Origin of the sequence: Aestuarium sp., assembly GCF_023253315.1 — a bacterium.
Classification (GTDB): domain Bacteria; phylum Pseudomonadota; class Alphaproteobacteria; order Rhodobacterales; family Rhodobacteraceae; genus Marivivens; species Marivivens donghaensis.
The window spans coordinates 1-20,214 of record NZ_JALRGW010000004.1; the positions used below are offsets into that span (position 1 = coordinate 1).

The window sequence follows — 20,214 nt, forward strand, 5'->3', positions numbered from 1 at the left end:
CTCACGGCTCAAGTATTACTCACGAGCACAAGTTATGCGTTCACACTTGCTTTAGGTTCAGTCGGAGTTGCAGGAGCAACCCGAGGCTTACGCGCTGCAGGTGGAACAAATGCACGGGCGAGCAACATGAACACAATCACGGCGCTACCAGCGATGAGAGCTGCAATCGACCACTGAGACATTGCATCCGTGCCAGCGAAGACGTAGTGGGCGGTGGCAAATGGCCAGGCAAAGTAGGCCATGAGGTGAGAGCGCTTGAAGAACACATTGCCCTTCTTGCCCAATTTCGTGCGAATCCGGCCAATGAGTGAGACAGGCAGCATGAGCCACAGCGAAATCGTTCCCAGTGCCACAGCGAATGGCTCCCAAGGTGCGGTGAACGGAATCAGGATCTGGGTCACGGAGAAGTGAACAACCGGGTCCACCAGCAGCGCGACAAGGTGAACAGCGAGTGCGCCCAGTGCTAGCGCACCCAACCAGCGGTGCATGTGTAAGAGTGCGACGGGACTTGCCTTTGATCCTAAGAGTTTGGTGCGCAGCAACAGACCCCAGACGATGACCGCGGTGAGCAATCCCCATGCGGTGACCCCACTGGCACGGATCAGTAACCAACTCCAAGCGATGTCGTTCATGCCGCACTCCCCACTAATTGATTCGAAACAAGCAAATGCTCAATGTTCATGGCGTCAAGAAACTGCTCGCCATCTCGGTGACCCAAGACCATGGCCGCGGTTGCAAGCGCTTCAGCTTTCCAGCCCGAGTCAGCAACGACAGTTGCCTGAATCAGGTCGGTTTCTGAGACCGTTCCGGTGCGGGGGTCGATCACGTGGTGCACTCCTGCCCAGCGCTTACGCATGACTGAACTTGTTGCCACGGCAAAGGTCTGCTGCGGTCGGATGATAACGTTGCACTGTCGATCCTGCGTCAGTTGGAAGAAGAGGGCGTTCGTGGCCGTTCCAAAGAGGTACTGGTCCGCGCACCGATTGCGATTGCAAACTATCTGATGAACCAGAAGCGCGAACACATCGCTGCGATTGAAGCCACCTACGGTATGGCTGTTCGCATCGAATGTGACCCGACGCTGGTTTCGCCTGATTTCGCGATTGAGAAGTTCAAGACCGCAACCCGTATCGTTCCTGAGGCCGCACCTGTTGTGTCCGCGTCGAGTGTTGTGATCGACGATCTTGAGGATGATATCGAAGATGCAGAAATCCTCGAAGAGGATGAAGCAGATGTGGACGCTTCCGATGCAGAAACTGCAGAGGGCGAAGGTGATGGCGATGATAAGCCGAAGAAACGCCGCCGCCGTCGTCGTCGTCGGAAGAAGCCTGGTCAGGGTGAGGGCGAGCAATCGACCGAGTCTGGTGACGAGGCCGAAGGTGGTGACGCGGATGCAGAGGGCAATGCGCCCGAGGCTGAGGCTGATGCTGCAGAAGCTGCTGCTGAGGTTGAGGCCGAAGCGCCTGTAGAGGCACCGAAACCGAAACGGACTCGTACGCGCCGCAAACCCGCCGCTGCTGCGGAGGCTGCTGAAGGTGAGGCTACTACGACCGAGGCTGAAGCGGCTGAGGCTCCTGCTGAGGAAGCGCCGAAACCGAAGCGCACTCGCACCCGTAAGAAACCCGCTGCGAAAGCTGAAGAGGGTGAAGCGGTAGAAGCGGCACCTGCGGAAGAGGCAGAGGAAGCACCGAAGCCGAAACGCGCACCTCGTGCTCGTAAGAAACCCGCTCCAAAGGCTGAGGCTGTTGAAGCACCTGCTGAGGTGGTCGCTGAACCTGTTGCAGAGGCGACGCCTGAGGCACCTGTTGAAGCAGCGATTGAGGTAGCAGCACCTGCACCTGAACCTGTGGCAGCGCCTGAACCTGCTCCGGTGGCGGAACCTGCGCCAGCGCCTGTAGCCCCAGCGGCTGAGGTCGAAGAGCCGAAAGACGATAAACCCAAACGCCGCGGTTGGTGGTCACTGGGTCGCTAAATTGATCAGGCCGTCCTTCGGGGCGGCCTTTTCTTTCAGCCCTTCGCTAAACTGTGACGATCAGCGCAGGACATCGGGGGTGACGCGCGCTATCTGGCACGGTATCGAAGGGCAAAGATCAAAGGGCCAGACGACATGGGCGAACTTCTCTCAACGCAGATTGTGATGGATGCAGGGCTTTTAACGGCCATGGGTGTTGCCCTGTTTGCGGGCTTTTTGTCGTTCCTCAGCCCCTGCGTGCTGCCTGTTGCGGCGCCGTATCTTGCTTATATGGGCGGGGTTACGGTTACTGATATGGATGGGTCCGCATCTGCGCGGGGCAGGGTGATCCTTGCGGCTGTGTTCTTTGTCCTCGGTCTGTCGACGGTTTTTGTGTTCCTTGGCTACGGGATGTCCACGATTGGGCGGCTTTACTGGTCGGTGATAGAGTGGGTGAACTACGTCGCAGGTGCGCTGGTGATCCTTTTTGGTCTGCATTTCATGGGCGTGTTCCGCATCCCGTTTCTGATGAAAGAAGCGCGGATCGAGGTGAAGGATCAGGGCGGCTCTGCCTTTGGAGCTTATCTCTTGGGCCTCGCTTTTGCCTTTGGGTGGACGCCGTGCTTAGGCCCGATCTTGTCGACAATCCTGACCCTCGCCGCCCAAGAAACCCAAGCCGCCCGTGGCGCGATCCTTCTTGGCACTTATGCAGCGGGGCTCGGGATACCATTTCTGCTTATCGCGATTTTCTTCCCGCGGCTCAAAGGGCCGATGGCGTGGATGAAACGCAATATGGGGGTGATTGAAAAGGTTTCGGGCGCGTTGCTGGTCGTGATTGGCCTTCTCCTGATCACAGGTCGGTTCGCTATGCTGTCGGGTTGGTTGTTGGATACCTTCCCCGTGCTTGGCACCATCGGCTAGGTCTTACTCTCGCCCAAATTCCGCGTTAGGCTGGTCGAAACAGTCGCGGAATAGCGCATGACGGAAACGACCCATGAACAGGTGAAACGGCGTCGGGTGTTTTACATCCCCGGCTACGACCCGATTCATCCGCGTCGCTATCGTGAACTTTACCGCAAAGAAAGCGCCGATCAGGCCCGCGTGTCGGGCTATGAGATCGCGCTCAAGCCCAAGACAACGGGTGGTGCCTATGGGTGGCACGTCACAGCGATCATCGACGGGCAGTGCGTGGACGCAGATGTCGATGTGCTGGTGTGGTCTGACATCGTGCGCAATTCTATGTCGCAGAGCATTCCCGCGACCTACGGTCAATTGGTGCGCACAGCGTGGGAATATATCTCGACTGGTGCGCTGTTCCGTTTGATGCGCCTGCGCAAGGGGCCCGTGATTGCTGCGCTTTATCCTGTCGGGATGCTCTTGTTGCAGTTGGCCGTGGCCGTGGGGATTGGGGCGTTACTGGGTAAGGCTGCCGTGTTCGGCGCTAGTTTGATCGGTTTGCCTGTGTGGATCGGAGCCGCGATTGGCTTGGCCATCGGTGCAGTCAGCGCGGTCCAATGCCTCCAATTCTTCAAATCCAAAGACGGGAAGCTCTTTGCCTATTACCTCATGCACGACTACGCCTATTCGGCCCGTTGGAAAGGCGCGAACCCGCCTGAGTTAGAGACGCGGATGGCGGAGTTTGGGGACCAGATCGCGGCCGCGTTTGGCGATGGCTACGACGAAGTTCTCGTGGTCGGTCATTCTTCTGGCGCGCACCTCGCTGTTTCGATCCTCTCCGACTTGATCCGTGACGGGCGAGTGCCTGAACAAGGGGCGAAACTGTCGTTCCTGTCGCTTGGTCAAGTCGTCCCTATGGTGAGCTTCCTGCGTGATGCGTGGCGGTTGCGTGCTGATTTGGCCTATCTGTCGACGCGGGATGAATTGACATGGGTGGATGTCACGGCACCTGGGGATGGCTGTGCTTTTGCGCTCTGTGATCCTGTTGGGGTGACGGGCGTGGCGCCCGAGGGTCAGAAATGGCCGCTGGTGATATCGGCGGCCTTCACGCAGTCCTTGTCGGCGGAACGGTGGAAAGAACTGCGGTGGCGGTTCTTTCGACTTCATTTCCAATATCTCTGCGCCTTTGATCGGCCCAAAGACTATGACTATTTCCAGATTACGGCGGGGCCGCTCACGCTCGGCGACCGATACGAGGGACGCCCGCCATCGCGGAGCCGTAAAACGGCCGCTGCATCGCGTTACAGATCGGTGGCCCCATGATCCCGCCCAAGCCCAAATCCCGCGCTGATAAAGTGTCTCTTTGGCGATATCTCAAACTCTTTCGCGAGGACATCCTGAGCGCGCAGCCCGCACGCCTCTATCGGGCGTGGATGGCAGAGTTTAAGACGCCGTTTTTCCGCAGCTACCTCTGCAATGATCCCGAACTCGTGCGGCAAGTTCTCAAAGAGCGGCCCGATGATTTCCCGAAAAGCGACCGCATTGGTGCGGGGCTACGACCGCTCCTTGGCAATTCAGTGTTTCTGACCAATGGTGAGACGTGGAAACGTCAGCGCCGCATCATTGATCCCGCATTTGAGGGCGGTCGTTTGCGCGACACCTATCCCGCGATGTGGGAGGCGGGCGAGGCCGCTGTCGCGCGCCTTTCGGCCCATGCTGATGGCATCCCGATAGAGATCGAGGCAGAGACGAGCCATGCTGCGGCCGATGTGATATTCCGCACGTTGTTTTCGATCCCGATCGAGCACGAGACCGCCTCGGCAGTGTTTTCAGAGTTCAAGGCTCATCAACGCAGCCAGCCGATCCTGAACCTCGCGGCGTTTATTCGCGGACCGAAATGGATGCCGCGGTTCTTTCGTGCGGAGACCAAACGCACGGCAGACGTCATTCGAAAGCTCATCGGTGATCTGACCACGGAACGTTTGGCGGCGATTGAGGCCGGCACCGCGCCAGATGATTTGGCGACCAAGATCATGACCACCACTGACCCCGAAACGGGGGATCAGTTCGATGTGGACGAGATGATCGATCAGGTCGCGATCTTTTTCCTCGCGGGGCATGAAACGAGTGCCTCTGCCTTGGCGTGGACATTATATCTGATGGCCACCAATCCAGAGTGGCAAGAGCGTGTAGCAGAGGAAGCCAGAGAGTTGAGTTCCGATTTCAGCTCTGTCTCACGTCTGAAACTGTCGCGGGATGTGTTCCGCGAGGCGCTACGCCTCTATCCACCTGTGCCGATGATGGTGCGCGAAACCACCTGTCCCGAAACCTTCCGTGGTCGCGATGTGAAAACTGGATCGCAGATCGTTTTGTCACCATGGCACCTCCATCGTCACGAACGGCTATGGGAGCGGCCTGATGAATTCGATCCGACGCGGTGGGGCACTGAGAATGGCAAACAGTGCCAGCGCGACGCCTACATCCCGTTTTCCGCAGGGAGCCGCGTTTGCACGGGCGCGGGCTTTGCCATGGTCGAAGGGCCGATGTTGCTATCGTTGATTCTGCGGAACTTTGTCATCGAGCCAGATGAGATTCGAAAACCCGTTCCAGTTGCGCACCTTACGGTTCGTTCATCTCAGGGCATATGGTTGCGTCTGCGAAAACGTGATTAGAGCGCAGAATTATCCGAACGGATAATAAAAATTTCTGAAATTTTATGTATATTTCTCAGTAAGTTAATTCGTAAATAACCCTATAGTTTAGTAGCTATTTTCACTTACAGCTAGCTGGTCAGATTTAAATATATACTAAAGGTCATCGGGGGCTAAGCCGAATGGGTGTCGGTATGGCTATGATTGACTTTTCTACTACTGACGGTGGGCTCCGTCAGTCTTTGGATCGGGTAAAGGGCTTGATGCTGCGGGGGCGTTTGTCGCGTCCTGTCCGTCAAACTCCGCAAGAGGTGCTGCGCGAACGTAAACGCGCGCCCTATGCGCAAATACTCGAATCCGAGCTTCGTGAATTGCAGGATCTCGCGCGGGTGCGTGCGTCGCTCTACGCGTCGGACTGAAGGCGTTTCAGGATCCAAACGCGGATTGCGGACGCGAGGCCAACGTCGCCACGGGCCTCGTCGATTTCAACGGCAAGTTCGTTGATCGCCTTGCCGTCCTCTTTGGCAGCTTTTGTGAAGGCTGCCCAAAACTCAGGTTCGAGAGACACCGATGTGCGGTGTCCCTGAAGTGTCAGGGAATGTTTTTCGGGCCGTGTGGTCATTCGTCCTCGAACTTCTGCTGATCGAGCCGCTGGCGCGCCTTTTCTTCCCGCGCTGCCGTTAACAAACGCTCCGCTTTGGTGCGGCCAAATTTAACAGCATTCGCATCAGCCTGCGCTTTTTCTTCGGCGCGTGTCTTTTGTTTACGGGCTTTGTTTAGGTTGATGATGTCACTCATCTTGCGACTCCAAATGTTGGAAGGTTGGAGTATCGCAAAGCGTGTATCCCTGCCAAGAGGGAAAGAAAAAGGCCGCCCCGAAGGGCGGCCCGTTTGATTAGCCTTTCGGGCCGATCATGTCTTCTGGACGCACAATCCGATCGAACGTCTCTGCATCCACAAAGCCGAGCGCGATGGCTTCTTCTTTGAGGGTGGTGCCATTCTTATGTGCGGTCTTCGCAACCTTGGTTGCGTTGTCGTAACCGATGGTTGGAGCCAGCGCTGTGACGAGCATCAGCGACTCTTTCATCAGTTTGTCGATGCGTGCGACGTTTGCCTGCGTGCCAACAACCATGTTGTCAGTGAAGGCCGAAGCCGCATCACCGAGCAGCTGCATGGACTGCAGAACGTTGTAGGACATCATCGGGTTGTAGACGTTGAGTTCGAAATGACCTTGCGAACCCGCGAAACCAATCGCCGCGTCGTTGCCCATGACGTGTGCGCAAACCATGGTCAGTGCTTCGGCTTGGGTCGGGTTCACTTTACCCGGCATGATCGACGAACCAGGTTCGTTTTCAGGTAGGATCAGTTCGCCCAGACCCGAACGCGGGCCAGAGCCCAAGAGACGCATGTCGTTTGCTATCTTGAAGAGCGAACCAGCAACGGTTTTCAACGCGCCCGAGAACATGACCATTGCGTCGTGTGCTGCCAGTGCTTCGAACTTGTTCGGCGCGGTGACGAAGGGCAGGCCAGTGATGTTCGCGATTTCTGCCGCGACCTTTTCAGCGAAGCCAACGCGAGTGTTCAGACCAGTGCCCACAGCGGTGCCGCCCTGTGCCAGTTCGTAGATGTCTGGCAGGCACATCTCAACGCGTTTGATGCCTTGGGCAACCTGATGCGCGTAGCCACCAAATTCCTGACCGAGGGTCAGAGGGGTCGCATCCTGAGTGTGGGTACGGCCAATTTTGATGATGTCTTTGAACTCTTCCGACTTCGCAGCCAGAGCAGCGTGCAGTTTCCGCAGGCCCGGAAGCAGAACGTCGCGTGTGTGCATGCCGATTGCGACGTGCATAGCAGTCGGGAAGGTGTCGTTCGACGACTGACCCATGTTGCAGTGGTCGTTCGGGTGAACAGGCGATTTCGATGCCAACTGACCGCCGAGGATTTCAATGGCGCGGTTCGAGATCACTTCGTTCGCGTTCATGTTCGACTGCGTGCCAGAGCCAGTCTGCCAAACAACGAGCGGGAAGTTGTCGTCGAATTTTCCTTCGATGACTTCGGTCGCGGCCTCTTGGATCGCTTTGGACAGGGTTGCGTCCAGATCGCCAAAGCCTTCGTTGACGATTGCTGCAGCTTTTTTGATCACGCCGAGTGCGCGGATCACCGGCACGGGCTGACGTTCCCAACCAATTGGGAAGTTCATGATCGAACGCTGGGTCTGTGCGCCCCAGTATTTGTCTGCGGGGACTTCAAGCGGGCCGAAGCTGTCGGTTTCGGTGCGGGTTGCGGTCATCTGGACTCTCCCTGTTACGACTTGGGGCTTGTCATACCCCATGCGCACGGGAAATCAATGCAGTATACCGATGCATACCGCGATGTTATCGCTACCAAGGGGAACGAATTGCCGCAGCTTACTTGCGGAATTGGTCCAGACTGACGACTTCGGCCTCTTTGCGGGGCTTCGGTTCTTCTTCGGCCATTTCGACCATTGGGGCTTCGTCGTCGTCATCCTCGTCGTCGAAATCGTCTTCTTGGGTTTCAAACCGAAGGCCGAATTCAACGGATGGATCCACAAAGGTGCGGATCGCATCGTAGGGGATGTAGATGGGTTCTGGATTGTCACCAAAGTTCAGCGTGACGCTGAACCCTTCGTCGGTGACGGTCAGGGCGTCAAACCAATGTTCCAACACGATCGTCATTTCGCCCGGATACCGATCCGACAGCCAATCGGCCAGTTCGACATCGGGGTGCATCGTGTCAAAGGTGATAAAGAAGTGGTGCTGTCCGGGCAGACCTTCGTCCGCGACGCGGGCCAATACTTTTTGAATGAGGCCACGCATGGCCTCGTGCATCAGATTGCCGTAGTCGATCTTCTGGCTCACGGTCGTTCCTTTCGCCCTGTTACCCCCAACATACGGGATTCGGAGCGGGATAAAAGAGGGATAGTCACGTTGCCGCTATGACAAATTGCACTAGCCAACTGGCACCGCCCGTGAGGCCAAGCACCATTGGCAAACCGTGGGATTTGCGGAGCAGTAAAAATCCCGCAAAGAGCGCAAGGCCGAGGGCAATTGGGTCGAGTGATGCAGCCTCGGGCAGGATGAAATGGGCTGGGCCAAAGGTGATGGTTTGCGCCGAGCCAAAGAATAAATGCAGCGCGAACCAGATGGACAAGTTTGCAATAACACCGACAATTGAGGCCGTAACGCCAGCGAGCGCCGCCGACAATCGAGGGCGCGAGGCGAGCCAGTCGATGAGCGGTGCCCCTGCGAAAATCCATATGAAGCAGGGTACAAACGTCACCCAGAGCGCCATTAACCCTGCCGCGACACCCGATAGCCCCGCGTTGGTGCCAGCAACGATGGCCACGAACTCGGTCACGAGGATCAGTGGGCCGGGTGTGGTTTCAGCAAGCCCCAAGGCATCCATCATTTGGTCCGTCGAAAGCCAGCCGTAATTCGCGACGACGTCCTGGGTCATATAGGCCAGAACGGCGTAGGCCCCGCCAAAGGTGACAACAGCGAGTTTGGAAAAGAACACGCCGATGTCGCGCAGCAGGCCGTCACCCACCAATAGGATCGGAAGGCCCCAGAGGATGCCTCCGATCAGGATGACTATGAGTGGAGTGCTCCAGTTGATGGAGACCTTGGGAGCGTCCTCTGATGTTGTGCAGAACGCGCCGCCAACTATCGCGGCTACGGCGATCACGAGCGGAAAGGGCAGGGCGAAGATGTAAAGGCTGACGAAGGCTCCGACTGCCAAGAGCCAATGCACCTTGAGTTTCAGCGCTTTCTTGGACAGGCGAAGGATGGCTTGGATCACGATCACGACGACCGTGGCTTTGACGCCGAGAAATACCGCCTGAACCCAGTTCAACGCACTATACTGCCCATAGAGCAGCGCCAGCGCCATGATCACAATTGCACCCGGCAGGACAAAGAGCCCGCCGCCGATTAATCCCCCGATGATGCCGCGTTGTTTCCAGCCTGCATAAGTGGCGAGCTGCATTGCTTCGGGGCCGGGAAGAAGCATGCAAAAGGACAAGGCGCGGAGGAATTCTGTTTCCGACAGCCAAGGGCGTTCTTCGACCAATTCACGGTGCATTAGGGCGATCTGCGCCGCGGGGCCACCAAAGGACAAAAGGCCAATGCGGCCAAAGATGCGGAAGAGGTCAGCGAACTGGGTCATGGGCGCAATTGGCCATTGTTTTATGCCCATTGCAATTCATTCCAACGGCTGTCGTTAAATCTTCATCCACTACAACTTTTCGTTTCAATGTCGTTATTTATAGGTATCCTGAGAAGAGACTATCATAAGGGGTCAGGGGATGGAAAAACTGTTAGGGGCCGTTGCGATCCTCGTGTTGTCCGTTTTGGGCTACATGGGCGCTAAATCATTGGGTCTCTTTGGTAATCCCGACCGGCAGGCAGTTGAGTTGCAATTGGCGCTTATTGATCAGGCAAAGCAGCTTGAGGCCGAAGGATATTTGCCGTGGGACTCCACCGATATTGTGGCGTCGACACGTGTGACGGGTATGAAGCTGTCCGTTGAAATTACGCATGTCGCCCCATCAGAAAGCATGGTGCAGGCAACGGTCTGCAATTACCGCCGTATGCGCCTTTTGATCCAGGGCGGCGCGACCATCGAGTTTATCTGGAAGCCAGAACCAAACGGCACTGTCATGGCGGTTTCAACGGTCAATAAATGCTAGGGATGAAGTGGAGGTTTCTGTTGCCAGGTACCTCCGAACCCCGCCTGAGGCTGCTAGGCGTCAGGACTTAATTTCGGCGACCCGAACTGCTTACGCAGCCAGAGCCATTGCCGGAGCACGATTGTCATTTGCAATTGTACAGTTTGAACCGATAACGGTGGTATCTCACCGAGACAAAGCATAACCCCTTTAGACGTTCGTCGATCCTATTTCGACCCCATGATCCCCAAATGAAGGATGTTTGGTGGAGTCGCCGGGTACCGCCCCCGGGTCCGATCCGCTTATTACGAGCGCGTTTATGTCCATAGTCCCCGAAGAGACATCTCGAATATAGGCGCGACCTTTGGCGAACTCAAGTGGCCTCGCACAAAAGGTCAGGATGAACGGGTTGCGTTTGACGGCGCGGCGCGTGCCGCTATCCTCAAGTGATACACATGAGGGAGAGAGCATGTTCAAGGCATTGATCGTCGACAAGGATGAAGCGGGTACTACCAGTGCATCGGTTCAGGATATCAGCACCGACCGTTTGCCAGAAGGCAATGTGACGGTCGCGGTGGAGTATTCGACTGTGAACTACAAAGACGGGCTGTGCCTTGGGTCAGGGGGCGGTCTTGTTCGGAATTATCCGCATGTGCCCGGTATCGATTTCGCTGGAACGGTCAAAGCTTCTGAAGATCCGCGCTATGCGGTGGGCGATAAGGTCGTTCTGACGGGCTGGCGCGTGGGCGAGGTACATTGGGGTGGTTATGCGCAAAAGGCGCGGGTCAACGGTGATTGGCTGGTGCCGCTGCCTGAGGGGCTAAGCACCCGACAGTCGATGGCGGTAGGGACCGCAGGGTTTACCGCAATGCTCGCCATTATGGCGCTTGAGGATCATGGCCTAACCCCAGAAAAAGGCGAGGTTTTGGTCACGGGCGCTGCGGGTGGCGTCGGGTCTGTTGCGACGGCGATTTTGGCGCATTTAGGGTATCAAGTGGCTGCCGTCACAGGGCGCCCAGAGACCGAAGGCTACCTGCGTGAACTCGGTGCGACCCGTATCGTTGCCCGCGAAGACATCGCTGAAACGGTCAAGCGTCCGCTTGAGGCGGAAACGTGGGCTGGCTGCGTTGACGCTGTTGGTGGCGCGATGTTGGCCCGTGTGTTGGGGCAAATGAAATATGGTGCAAGCGTCGCGGCGGTTGGTCTGGCGGGTGGTGCCGCCTTGCCCGCGACCGTTGTTCCGTTCCTGTTGCGGGGGGTGAACCTCTTGGGCATCGACAGCGTGATGCAACCCTACGACAACCGCGTTCGAGCATGGCAGCGGATCGCAACTGATCTGCCGATGGACAAGCTTGAAGCGATGGTTCAGCCCGCAACCCTGACTGATCTGCCGAAATTGGGGGCCGATATCCTAAAGGGGCAAGTCAAAGGGCGTGTTGTCGTTGATGTAAACGCTTGACCTTTAGTAACGGGCGCTAGTTTCGCTGCAATTGTTAAATAGGACTATGCATGACTGACCAGCGCCCTATCCTCCTTTGGTTCCGCCGTGACCTTCGGCTTGCCGATCACGAAGCACTCACCGCGGCCTGTGAGACGGGGCGTCCGATCATTCCTGTCTTCATTTGCGATGACATTGTGGACGGAACAGGTGCAGCGCCAAAGATGCGTTGGGGGCAATCTGTTGGGGCTTTGGCGGATAAGCTTGCTGAGATCGGGAGCCGCTTGATCCTGCGCCGTGGGGCCGCTTTGGACGTGCTTCAGCAATTGATCGCAGAGACGGGCGCTGGGGCGGTCTATTGGTCGCGTCTCTATGATCCCGCCTGCAAAGCGCGGGATACGGCGATCAAATCGACGCTAAAGGATCAAGGCATCGATGCGCAAAGTTTCGCGGGTCATCTGTTGTTCGAACCATGGACGGTCTCGACAAAGGATGGCGGGTATTACCGCGTCTATTCGCCGATGTGGAAAGCCGTTCGGGATCGCCCCGTTGCCCCGTGTCTGCCCGCGCCCGAAAACATGCTGGCACCAGTGGTTTGGCCAGCGTCGGATCGACTCGAGGACTGGAACCTCAGTGCTGCGATGCGTCGCGGAGCCGATGTTGTAACCACCCATCAAGCGATCGGCGAAAAGGCTGCTGCCGCGCGGTTGGATGATTTCATCGAACATCGGATCAATGATTACAAAACCAATCGGGATTTTCCTGCGGTCGAAGCGACCTCACGCCTGTCCGAAAACCTCACCTATGGCGAAATCGCGCCTCGGGCTCTGTGGCACGCTGGGTGGCGGGCGATGGAAGATGGTGCGGCGGGAGCCGAGCATTTCCTAAAGGAAGTCGTCTGGCGTGAGTTTGCATATCACTTGCTTCATCATACGCCTTATATTCTCGATGCGAATTGGCGGCCTGAATGGGATGCGTTCCCGTGGAATACTGATGAGGACACACCCGTGGTCATCGCATGGAAGCAGGGGCGCACAGGCGAGCCATTCGTTGATGCCGCAATGCGCGAAATGTATGTCACGGGCACGATGCATAATCGGTCTCGCATGATTGTGGCGTCCTATTTGACGAAACATTTGATGACCCACTGGAAGGTCGGCCAGAAATGGTTCGAGGACTGCCTTACCGATTGGGACCCTGCAGCGAATGCGATGGGATGGCAATGGACGGCAGGGTCGGGGCCAGATGCCGCACCCTATTTCCGTATCTTTAATCCCGAAACCCAGCTTGAGAAGTTCGATGGGGATCGCATCTACCGCAAACGCTGGATCGCGGAACGTTACGCCACGCCGACTGAAACGGCTCTGAGCTATTTCAATGCCGTCCCGTTAAGTTGGGGGCTGACACCTAATATGGACTACCCTGAACGAGTTGTTTCTTTGGAAGCGGGACGAGCGCGAGCGTTGGATGCATATTCTGCACGCGAAAAATAATCCACTCTGGTCAGATGTGCGTAACCCTACATAAGATAACAAATAATTCGGGCGAAGTTCCGTTGAAATGGGGAAATAAATGATACTGACCAGCACCAAAGGGCAATCCAATCTTCCGCGCTATTTTGGTCCGGTCTTCGACATCCTGTGCAATATTCCGCGTGGTCGGATCGATATCGAGCTCCCTGATGGCCGCGTGTTTCGTGCCGAAGGCAGATCTGCTGGCTATGTCACAGCGATCACCATTCACAACAAGGATATCTTTGCGCGTCTGATCCGCGAGGGCGACCTTGGGTTTATGGAATCCTATATGGAGGGTTGGTGGGATACGCCGGACCTGATGACCTTTATGGATTTCGTACACGACGCCGAAGATGAAGTTTTCGACGGGTTCCCTGGTCAGGGTTTGGTGCGCGCCTATGAAAAATTGCGGTTTTGGCTGCAGTCGAATTCGAAACGACAGGCCAAAAAGAACATCAGTTACCATTATGATTTAGGTAACGATTTCTATGGCTTATGGCTCGACGATACGATGACATACTCGTCGGCTTATTTCAAAACGGGTCAGGAAAGCCTCGAAGCGGCGCAAATTCAGAAGTACGCGGCGATGGTTGACGCAATGGGCGTGAGCGCTGGTGATCATGTGCTCGAAATCGGCTGTGGTTGGGGTGGTTTTGCTGAATACGCAGCCAAGGAGCGTGGTCTGCACGTAACGGGCCTTACCATCAGTAAGGAGCAGTTGAATTACGCGCGTGAGCGTATTGAAAAGGCAGGGCTTTCTGATCGCGTCACGCTAAAGATGCAGGACTATCGCGATGAGACGGGCACCTATGATGGCATCGCGAGCATTGAGATGTTCGAAGCGGTCGGTGAGAAATACTGGCCCGTTTATTTCGAAACGGTTCGCAAATGTCTGAAGCCGGGGGCAAAGGCGACGCTGCAGATCATCACTGTGCAGGATCGTCGGTTCGAGGTTTATCGCAAGGGTGTTGATTTCATTCAGAAATACATTTTCCCCGGTGGGATGCTACCGAGCCCCTCTGTACTGCGTAAAGAGGTTGAAAAGTCTGGTATGACCGTCGACGGCTCAATCGAATTTGGCGAAAGCTATAGCCAAACCCTGCGGCGCTGGTCGGATGTGTTCAATGACCGATGGGACCAAATCGCGGCGTTGGGGTTTGATGATCGTTTTCGGCGAATGTGGAATTTGTATCTCTCCTCTTGCGCGGGAACATTCCATAGCGGAAACTGCGACGTGACCCAGATAACGGTGTCGCGCCCGACCTGAGCGCGTGAGTAGGCACCGATGTTCAAAAGGACCGGTGTCTATGCCCACTTTTGCAAAACTCTTTGGCGCAGTTGGATTTGCGGCGCTCATTATTGGGGCGTCTTTCCTGATGGTGCCGTTGTTCCCGTTCGGCCTGACGCCTTGGTATTTCACAGAGTTCAACGGCGGGATCGCTTTGATCCTCGGTTGGCAGATCGCGGGTGGTCGTGCGGGTTTGGGCACCATGAGCGGGATCAGCAACGGTATTACGGCACTTGTAGCGATTGCGTTTTGCACCCTAGCGCTGCACGGCTTCACCCAGATGCTGCTACGGTCGGCGGAGTTGCGGTATAATGGTTTGATGCAAGCGATGATGTCGGGGATCGGGATTTCCTTCGATCTCGCCGTGGTACTGGCAAAGCCGACAGTCATTGCGGTTCTGTTGGCTGGATCGATTGTGATTGGGATCGTGACTGAATTTGTCGCTGATAAAATGGATTCCTAATGGATTTGTTTGTGTTCGGGTCGCTCCGCGATCCACGGTTGTTCCACCTGATCGCGGGCGAGGGTGGCACACCGACTGAAACGGTTTTGCCTGATTACCGCGTTGAACGGGTCGCAGGCACGACTGTGCCGATGTTGGTGCCTGCCGTGGGTGAACTGGCCAAAGGTGTGCTTTGGCGTGGGTTGTCTGAGGCGCAGATGGAGCGTCTGGACGCTTATGAACTGCCCTGGGACTACAGCCGTGGCTCTGTCGTGATCGACGAGATCGAAGCGGGCGTGTATTTTGCGGACCTTCCAAATGTTTCGAGTGGCGAGCTTTGGTCGCTAGAGACGTGGGAACGGGAAGATGGCGATGTGTCGCGTATGGCGGCCAAAGAAATCGCACTTCATTCACCGCCGCTCAGTGGTGAGGCCCTTCGTCAGCAATGGAAACCCTTGCGGGCAAGGGCGGCGGCTCATGTGCGGGCAGGGCGCGAAACAGGGCCGAACGAAGTGCGTCGTACAGCGGGGCATGCGGCAATTGTAAAGAACCGCGTGCTGTGCGGAGACTTTTATAAATTCCGTGGTGTCGACTTAGAGCGTGAGACGTTTAACGGCGTGATTGCGGAACCGATGGCAAGGGAAACCACAGTCGGTTTCGATGCGTCGCTGGTTTTGCCGTATGATCCTGTGCGTGATCGGGTGCTTTTGACGGAACAGTTCCGCACGGGACCGTTTTTCCGCAGAGACGGGAATCCGTGGATGCTAGAGCCAGTCGCGGGCATCGTAGACGACTACGAAACACCCGAGGACGCCGCGCGCCGCGAAGCCGTCGAAGAGGCGGGTTTGACCATTGGTGAGCTGCTCCCTGTGGCGAATGCTTACCCAACCCCAGGGAACTGCACGGAATTTTTCTACTGCTACGTCGGTATCTGCGATTTGCCCGATGATTTACCGCGTTTGGGCGGGCTAGACACAGAGGCGGAAGATATTCGTCTTCACCTTCTGGATCGCGAACGGGCGTTGGGTTTGGTGGACAGTGGCGAAATCACAGTTCTGCCTTTGATCATGATGTTATACTGGCTTGACCGAAACCGCTCTGGGATCACTGCACTGGCTTGAGTTATCGGCTCGTCGCCCCTACACAGGGATGACAGACAGAAAGGCCAAACCATGCAGTTCAAAGAAGACCTCGCCGCCGCAATCGGGAACACCCCACTGATCAAGCTTCGTGCCGCGTCAGAGGCAACTGGCTGCACCATCTTGGGCAAGGCTGAATTCATGAACCCCGGTCAGTCGGTCAAAGACCGTGCTGCGCTTTACATCATCAAGGACGCGATTGCGCGTGGTGATCTGAAACCAGGTGGCACGATTGTCGAAGGCACCGCAGGGAATACAGGCATTGGCCTCGCTCTGGTTGGGGCCTCGATGGGCTTTAAGACCGTGATTGTTATTCCTGAGACCCAGTCGCAGGAAAAGAAAGACATGCTGCGCCTCGCGGGTGCGGAATTGGTTCAGGTGCCTGCTGCGCCCTATAAGAACCCGAACAACTACGTGCGCTATTCTGGCCGTCTGGCCGAAGAGCTTGCGAAAACCACGCCAGAGGGTGTGATCTGGGCGAACCAGTTCGACAACACCGCAAACCGTCAGGCACATATCGAAACCACTGGGCCTGAGATTTGGGAACAGACGGGTGGTAAGGTTGACGGCTTTATCTGTGCGGTAGGGTCGGGCGGCACGCTCGCAGGCGTTGGTATGGCGCTCCAGCCTAAAGGCGTGAAGATCGGCCTTGCTGATCCAATGGGTGCTGCGCTGCACAGCTTCTACACCACGGGCGAATTGGCGTCCGAGGGCACCTCGATCACCGAAGGCATCGGTCAGGGCCGCATCACAGCGAACCTTGATGGCTTTACGCCCGATATGTCCTACCAGATCCCTGACGAAGAGGCGCTGCCTGTTGTCTTTGACATGCTCGAACACGAAGGGCTCTGCCTCGGTGGGTCGTCGGGTGTGAACGTCGCGGGTGCGATCCGTATGGCCAAAGAGATGGGTCCGGGCCACACGATCGTTACGATCCTGTGTGACTACGGCACGCGCTACCAGTCGAAACTCTTTAACCCTGATTTCCTCAAATCGAAGGGCCTTCCGGTTCCCGGATGGATGGAGCACGGACCGTCCTCAATCCCAGGCGTGTTCGAAGATTGATGTCAGCGCTTCGGGCTATTGTCGTAGCATTGGTGGCATGGTTGGCCGTTGTGCCAGCCCTGTCCTATGCTCAAGTCATTGGCCCGCAGCTTCCTGATACAATTGTCGAGGGTGCGCCAGATTACACCGCGTGGGACCGTGTTGCGACACGGGCAGAGCGGTCGTTGGAATCGGGCGCGGTATCAACCTTTGCATTGGACAGACTACGCGCTGAACTCGCGGGATGGCGCGATCAGTTTTTGGACGCGCAATCGCTGAATGCGTCGCGGATTGCGACGGTTCGTGCTCAGCTCGATGCGCTGGGTGCGGCTCCTGCGGATGGAGAGACAGAGCCGCTCGCCATTTCGACACGTCGGACCGAGTTGAACGGCCAGTTGAATCGGCTTCGGTCGCCTGTGATCCTCGCCCAAGAGGCACACACGCGGTCAAATGGTTTGATTGGTGAGATCGACGCCGTGATGCGCATGCGTGAAGCCGAACGTCTAACGACCCGCGGCGCAACGCCCGCCGACCCCGCGAACTGGTCGCTGGCGATCACTGCGATTTGGCAGGGTCTTTCGGCAGTGGTGGTAGAGAGCAAAGCCAAATTCGCCACCAGCTTTAAGAACGGCACCATTTGGAGCGATCTTTTCGGCGCGGCTGGCCTCATGATCCTTGTGTCGGTCGGATTGTTCTGGCGGTCGCGGTCATGGGTTATGGCTCTGAACCGTCAGGTGACAGAGCGGAACCTACGTGGCGCGGATGTTTGGAAATTCGTTGTATCGCTTGGCTTGATTGCGCTGCCCTATATCGCGGTTTTGCTGCTGACAGAGGCCCTCGCCGCGACGCAAATCTTAGGGTTTCGCGGGACGACGATTTTGTCGGCGCTTCCTAGTGCGGCAATGTATGTGATCGTTGGGCGCTGGCTGTCGATGCAGTTCTTTAGTGTGATCGAAGGCGAAAAAGGCCCTTTGTGCATGTCCGCCGACGACCGTCTGCGCGGCCGTCGTATCCTTCAACGGTTGTTCTGGGCATTGGCTATCGGTGCGGTCATGGTCGCTGTGGTCGGAGTGGGCGATACCACCGGATTGGCCGGCACTGTAGTCTTGTTCCCGATCGAACTCGTGGCCTCGGTTTTCCTGTTCCAATTCGGTCGACTGATCGTTCATCATTGCAAAGATGGAGACGATCCCGAGGTCTATCGCAATCGCATTATATCGGTGCTCGGTCAGGCAGTGACGATTGTCGCGGTTCTGTCGCCGCTCCTCGCTATTGCTGGCTATTCGAGCGGCGCACAGGCGCTGTTATATCCAACGGTGAACACGCTCGCTGTTCTAGCGGTGGTTCTATTGCTGCAGCGGTTGGTGCTCGACCTCTATGTGATGCTGACGGGTGCAGTAGATACCGCAGCCGAAGCCTTGATCCCTGTCCTAATCGGCTTTGCGCTACTTCTTCTCTCTGTTCCGCTCTTGGCTTTGATTTGGGGCGCGCGCGAGGCGGACCTTCTCGAAGTGTGGACCCGTTTCCGCGAGGGCTTTACCCTCGGTGATACGCGGATTTCACCGACAGACTTCTTAACTTTCGTTGTGATCTTTGGCGCGGGCTACGCGATGACGCGTTTTGTTCAGGGAACGCTGCGGTCCACAGTTCTGCCAAAAACAAAGCTGGATATCGGCGGGCAGAACGCTGTTGTCTCAGGGCTTGGGTATCTGGGTATCTTCCTCTCTGCCGTGATTGCGATCACGACTGCAGGCATTGACCTATCGAGCCTCGCGATCGTTGCTGGTGCGCTCTCTGTCGGTATCGGTTTTGGCCTGCAGACCATCGTGTCGAACTTTGTCTCTGGCATCATTCTTTTGATCGAACGTCCGATCTCTGAGGGGGATTGGATCGAAGTGAACGGCCAGATGGGTATCGTTCGAGACATCTCTGTGCGTGCAACGCGGATTGAGACCTTTGATCGTCAGGACGTCATTGTGCCAAACGCTGATCTCGTGAGCGGTCAGGTGACGAACTGGACCAGAGGGAGCCTAGCTGGTCGTATCACCGTAAGTGTCGGCGTGGCCTACGGCACGGATACCAAACGGGTTGAGGCGATCTTGCGCGAAATCGCAGAAGCCCATCCGATGGTTGTCATTTGCCCAGCCACCAATGTGTTGTTCGTAGGATTCGGGGCAGATAGCCTTGATTTCGAAATTCGGGCCGTGTTGCGGGACGTCTATTTCTCGGTCGTGACAAAATCCGAAATTCACCATGCGATCGCCGAACGCTTTGCCGCCGAAGGTATCGAAATTCCATTTGCGCAGCGCGACATCTGGCTGCGTAACCCCGAAGCCCTACATCCCCGATCGGACCAAGACCCGGAGACCTGATATGACCCAGCCGTTGTTTCGTGATGATGCCTATTGCCGTTCCACAACTGGGACCGTGACGTCATTGACCGAAGAAGGCGGGATCGTTCTGGATGCGACGATTTTCTATCCAACCGCGGGCGGTCAGCCGGGGGATAGCGGGCAGCTGACGTGGGATGGCGGTCAGATGAAGATCGCGACCACGATCAAAGGGGAGGGCGATGATATCGTTCTGGTTCCCGCAGAGCCTGCGCCATTGCCACCCGTTGGTACCACAGTCACGCAGGAAATTCAGTGGGACCGTCGGTATCGTCTGATGCGGGTTCACACAGCGTTGCACCTTTTATCTGTTGTGATTCCGCTCCCTGTGACGGGCGGGTCGATTGGCGTGGACAAAGGGCGGCTCGATTTCGATATGCCCGAAGCGCCGAGCGATAAAGAGGCGCTAGAGGCTGAGTTGAATGATCTGATCGCGGGGGATCATCGGGTAACGGACGAATACATCACAGATGCAGAACTCGACGCAAATCCTGAACTGGTCAAGACGATGTCGGTCCAGCCGCCGCGTGGGTCTGGGCGCATCCGATTGGTGCGGATCGGTGAGGGCGAACAGACCGTCGATTTGCAGCCCTGTGGCGGCACTCATGTTGCGTGGACCTCGGAAATCGGGGCCGTTCGGATCGGGAAAATCGAAAAGAAAGGCGCGCAGAACCGTCGCGTTTCCATTCACATCGAATAAGACGCCGATTCAGTGCGGAATTTTTGCAAGAGGCTCTTGCATTCCCTAATCCGTTGCGGCTAAACCCCGCGTC

General features: G+C 56.6%; 20 protein-coding genes, 1 other RNA gene and 1 pseudogene. 14 read left to right on the forward strand and 8 right to left on the reverse strand.

The window, feature by feature from the left end:
• Positions 1-32 precede the first annotated feature (32 nt).
• Positions 33-632 (reverse strand): ferric reductase-like transmembrane domain-containing protein, encoded by a 600-nt coding sequence (locus tag AC1QQ2_RS03685; RefSeq protein ID WP_479712125.1) that lies wholly within the window; start codon positions 630-632, stop codon positions 33-35.
• Positions 629-856 (reverse strand): FAD:protein FMN transferase, encoded by a 228-nt coding sequence (locus AC1QQ2_RS03690; protein ID WP_479712126.1) that lies wholly within the window; start codon positions 854-856, stop codon positions 629-631. Before AC1QQ2_RS03690 ends, AC1QQ2_RS03685 begins: the two co-directional genes overlap by 4 nt.
• Before the next feature lie 21 nt (positions 857-877).
• On the opposite strand from AC1QQ2_RS03690, the pseudogene AC1QQ2_RS03695 reads away from it, so the two are divergent.
• The 5 genes and pseudogenes from AC1QQ2_RS03695 to AC1QQ2_RS03715 all read left to right on the forward strand — a co-directional run.
• Positions 878-1,972 (forward strand): annotated as a pseudogene (locus tag AC1QQ2_RS03695) (ribonuclease E/G); the annotation flags it as partial.
• A gap of 135 nt (positions 1,973-2,107) precedes the next feature.
• Complete coding sequence (locus AC1QQ2_RS03700) at positions 2,108-2,872, forward strand: cytochrome c biogenesis CcdA family protein (protein WP_479712127.1); 765 nt, start codon at positions 2,108-2,110, stop codon at positions 2,870-2,872.
• A 57-nt stretch (positions 2,873-2,929) separates the two neighbouring features.
• The gene (locus AC1QQ2_RS03705; RefSeq protein WP_479712128.1) at positions 2,930-4,171 is read left to right on the forward strand and encodes a hypothetical protein; all 1,242 of its coding nucleotides are present in this window, start codon (positions 2,930-2,932) and stop codon (positions 4,169-4,171) included.
• Positions 4,168-5,520, forward strand: coding sequence for a cytochrome P450 (locus AC1QQ2_RS03710; RefSeq protein WP_479712129.1), 1,353 nt, complete (start codon positions 4,168-4,170; stop codon positions 5,518-5,520). The genes AC1QQ2_RS03705 and AC1QQ2_RS03710 overlap by 4 nt, the downstream gene beginning before the upstream one ends.
• A gap of 173 nt (positions 5,521-5,693) precedes the next feature.
• Positions 5,694-5,918: a hypothetical protein gene (locus AC1QQ2_RS03715; protein WP_438988053.1), complete on the forward strand. Its 225-nt coding sequence runs from the start codon at positions 5,694-5,696 to the stop codon at positions 5,916-5,918.
• On the opposite strand, the gene AC1QQ2_RS03720 is transcribed toward AC1QQ2_RS03715, so the two are convergent.
• The 5 genes from AC1QQ2_RS03720 to chrA form a co-directional block, all read right to left on the reverse strand.
• Entirely contained in the window at positions 5,903-6,121 is a 219-nt protein-coding gene (locus tag AC1QQ2_RS03720; RefSeq protein WP_067545352.1) for a ribbon-helix-helix domain-containing protein, read from the reverse strand. The two genes, AC1QQ2_RS03715 and AC1QQ2_RS03720, sit on opposite strands and share 16 nt — an antisense overlap.
• The gene (locus tag AC1QQ2_RS03725; protein WP_479712130.1) at positions 6,118-6,297 is read right to left on the reverse strand and encodes a DUF4169 family protein; all 180 of its coding nucleotides are present in this window, start codon (positions 6,295-6,297) and stop codon (positions 6,118-6,120) included. The genes AC1QQ2_RS03720 and AC1QQ2_RS03725 overlap by 4 nt, the downstream gene beginning before the upstream one ends.
• 97 nt (positions 6,298-6,394) lie before the next feature.
• Positions 6,395-7,789, reverse strand: a complete 1,395-nt coding sequence (gene fumC, locus AC1QQ2_RS03730) for a class II fumarate hydratase (RefSeq protein WP_249945645.1) — start codon at positions 7,787-7,789, stop codon at positions 6,395-6,397.
• 118 nt (positions 7,790-7,907) lie between these two features.
• On the reverse strand, positions 7,908-8,378 hold the full coding sequence (locus AC1QQ2_RS03735; protein WP_197498061.1) for an SspB family protein: 471 nt from the start codon (positions 8,376-8,378) through the stop codon (positions 7,908-7,910).
• 64 nt (positions 8,379-8,442) lie between these two features.
• The gene (gene chrA / locus AC1QQ2_RS03740) at positions 8,443-9,684 is read right to left on the reverse strand and encodes a chromate efflux transporter (RefSeq protein ID WP_479712131.1); all 1,242 of its coding nucleotides are present in this window, start codon (positions 9,682-9,684) and stop codon (positions 8,443-8,445) included.
• A gap of 139 nt (positions 9,685-9,823) precedes the next feature.
• Between chrA and AC1QQ2_RS03745 the strand changes: the two genes are divergently transcribed.
• Positions 9,824-10,207, forward strand: coding sequence for a hypothetical protein (locus tag AC1QQ2_RS03745; protein WP_479712132.1), 384 nt, complete (start codon positions 9,824-9,826; stop codon positions 10,205-10,207).
• 6 nt (positions 10,208-10,213) lie between these two features.
• On the opposite strand, the gene ssrA is transcribed toward AC1QQ2_RS03745, so the two are convergent.
• Positions 10,214-10,567: a transfer-messenger RNA gene (gene ssrA / locus AC1QQ2_RS03750) on the reverse strand.
• Between the two features lie 88 nt (positions 10,568-10,655).
• Here ssrA and acuI point away from each other — a divergent pair.
• The 8 genes from acuI to AC1QQ2_RS03790 all read left to right on the forward strand — a co-directional run bounded on the left by acuI (position 10,656) and on the right by AC1QQ2_RS03790 (position 20,141).
• A complete protein-coding gene (gene acuI / locus AC1QQ2_RS03755; RefSeq protein WP_479712133.1) occupies positions 10,656-11,645 on the forward strand; it encodes an acryloyl-CoA reductase in 990 nt (329 codons plus the stop codon).
• A gap of 50 nt (positions 11,646-11,695) precedes the next feature.
• Positions 11,696-13,117, forward strand: a complete 1,422-nt coding sequence (locus tag AC1QQ2_RS03760; protein ID WP_479712134.1) for a cryptochrome/photolyase family protein — start codon at positions 11,696-11,698, stop codon at positions 13,115-13,117.
• 79 nt (positions 13,118-13,196) lie between these two features.
• A complete protein-coding gene (locus AC1QQ2_RS03765; RefSeq protein ID WP_479712135.1) occupies positions 13,197-14,405 on the forward strand; it encodes a class I SAM-dependent methyltransferase in 1,209 nt (402 codons plus the stop codon).
• A gap of 40 nt (positions 14,406-14,445) precedes the next feature.
• Positions 14,446-14,889, forward strand: coding sequence for a TrgA family protein (locus AC1QQ2_RS03770; RefSeq protein ID WP_479712136.1), 444 nt, complete (start codon positions 14,446-14,448; stop codon positions 14,887-14,889).
• A complete protein-coding gene (locus AC1QQ2_RS03775; protein WP_479712137.1) occupies positions 14,889-15,989 on the forward strand; it encodes an NUDIX domain-containing protein in 1,101 nt (366 codons plus the stop codon). Before AC1QQ2_RS03770 ends, AC1QQ2_RS03775 begins: the two co-directional genes overlap by 1 nt.
• 51 nt (positions 15,990-16,040) lie before the next feature.
• Positions 16,041-17,072: a cysteine synthase A gene (locus AC1QQ2_RS03780; protein WP_479712138.1), complete on the forward strand. Its 1,032-nt coding sequence runs from the start codon at positions 16,041-16,043 to the stop codon at positions 17,070-17,072.
• Positions 17,072-19,423 carry a DUF3772 domain-containing protein gene (locus AC1QQ2_RS03785; RefSeq protein WP_479712139.1) on the forward strand — a complete coding sequence of 784 codons (2,352 nt, stop codon included), beginning with the start codon at positions 17,072-17,074 and terminating at the stop codon, positions 19,421-19,423. The genes AC1QQ2_RS03780 and AC1QQ2_RS03785 overlap by 1 nt, the downstream gene beginning before the upstream one ends.
• 1 nt (position 19,424) lies before the next feature.
• Positions 19,425-20,141: an alanyl-tRNA editing protein gene (locus AC1QQ2_RS03790; RefSeq protein ID WP_479712140.1), complete on the forward strand. Its 717-nt coding sequence runs from the start codon at positions 19,425-19,427 to the stop codon at positions 20,139-20,141.
• Positions 20,142-20,214 lie beyond the last annotated feature (73 nt).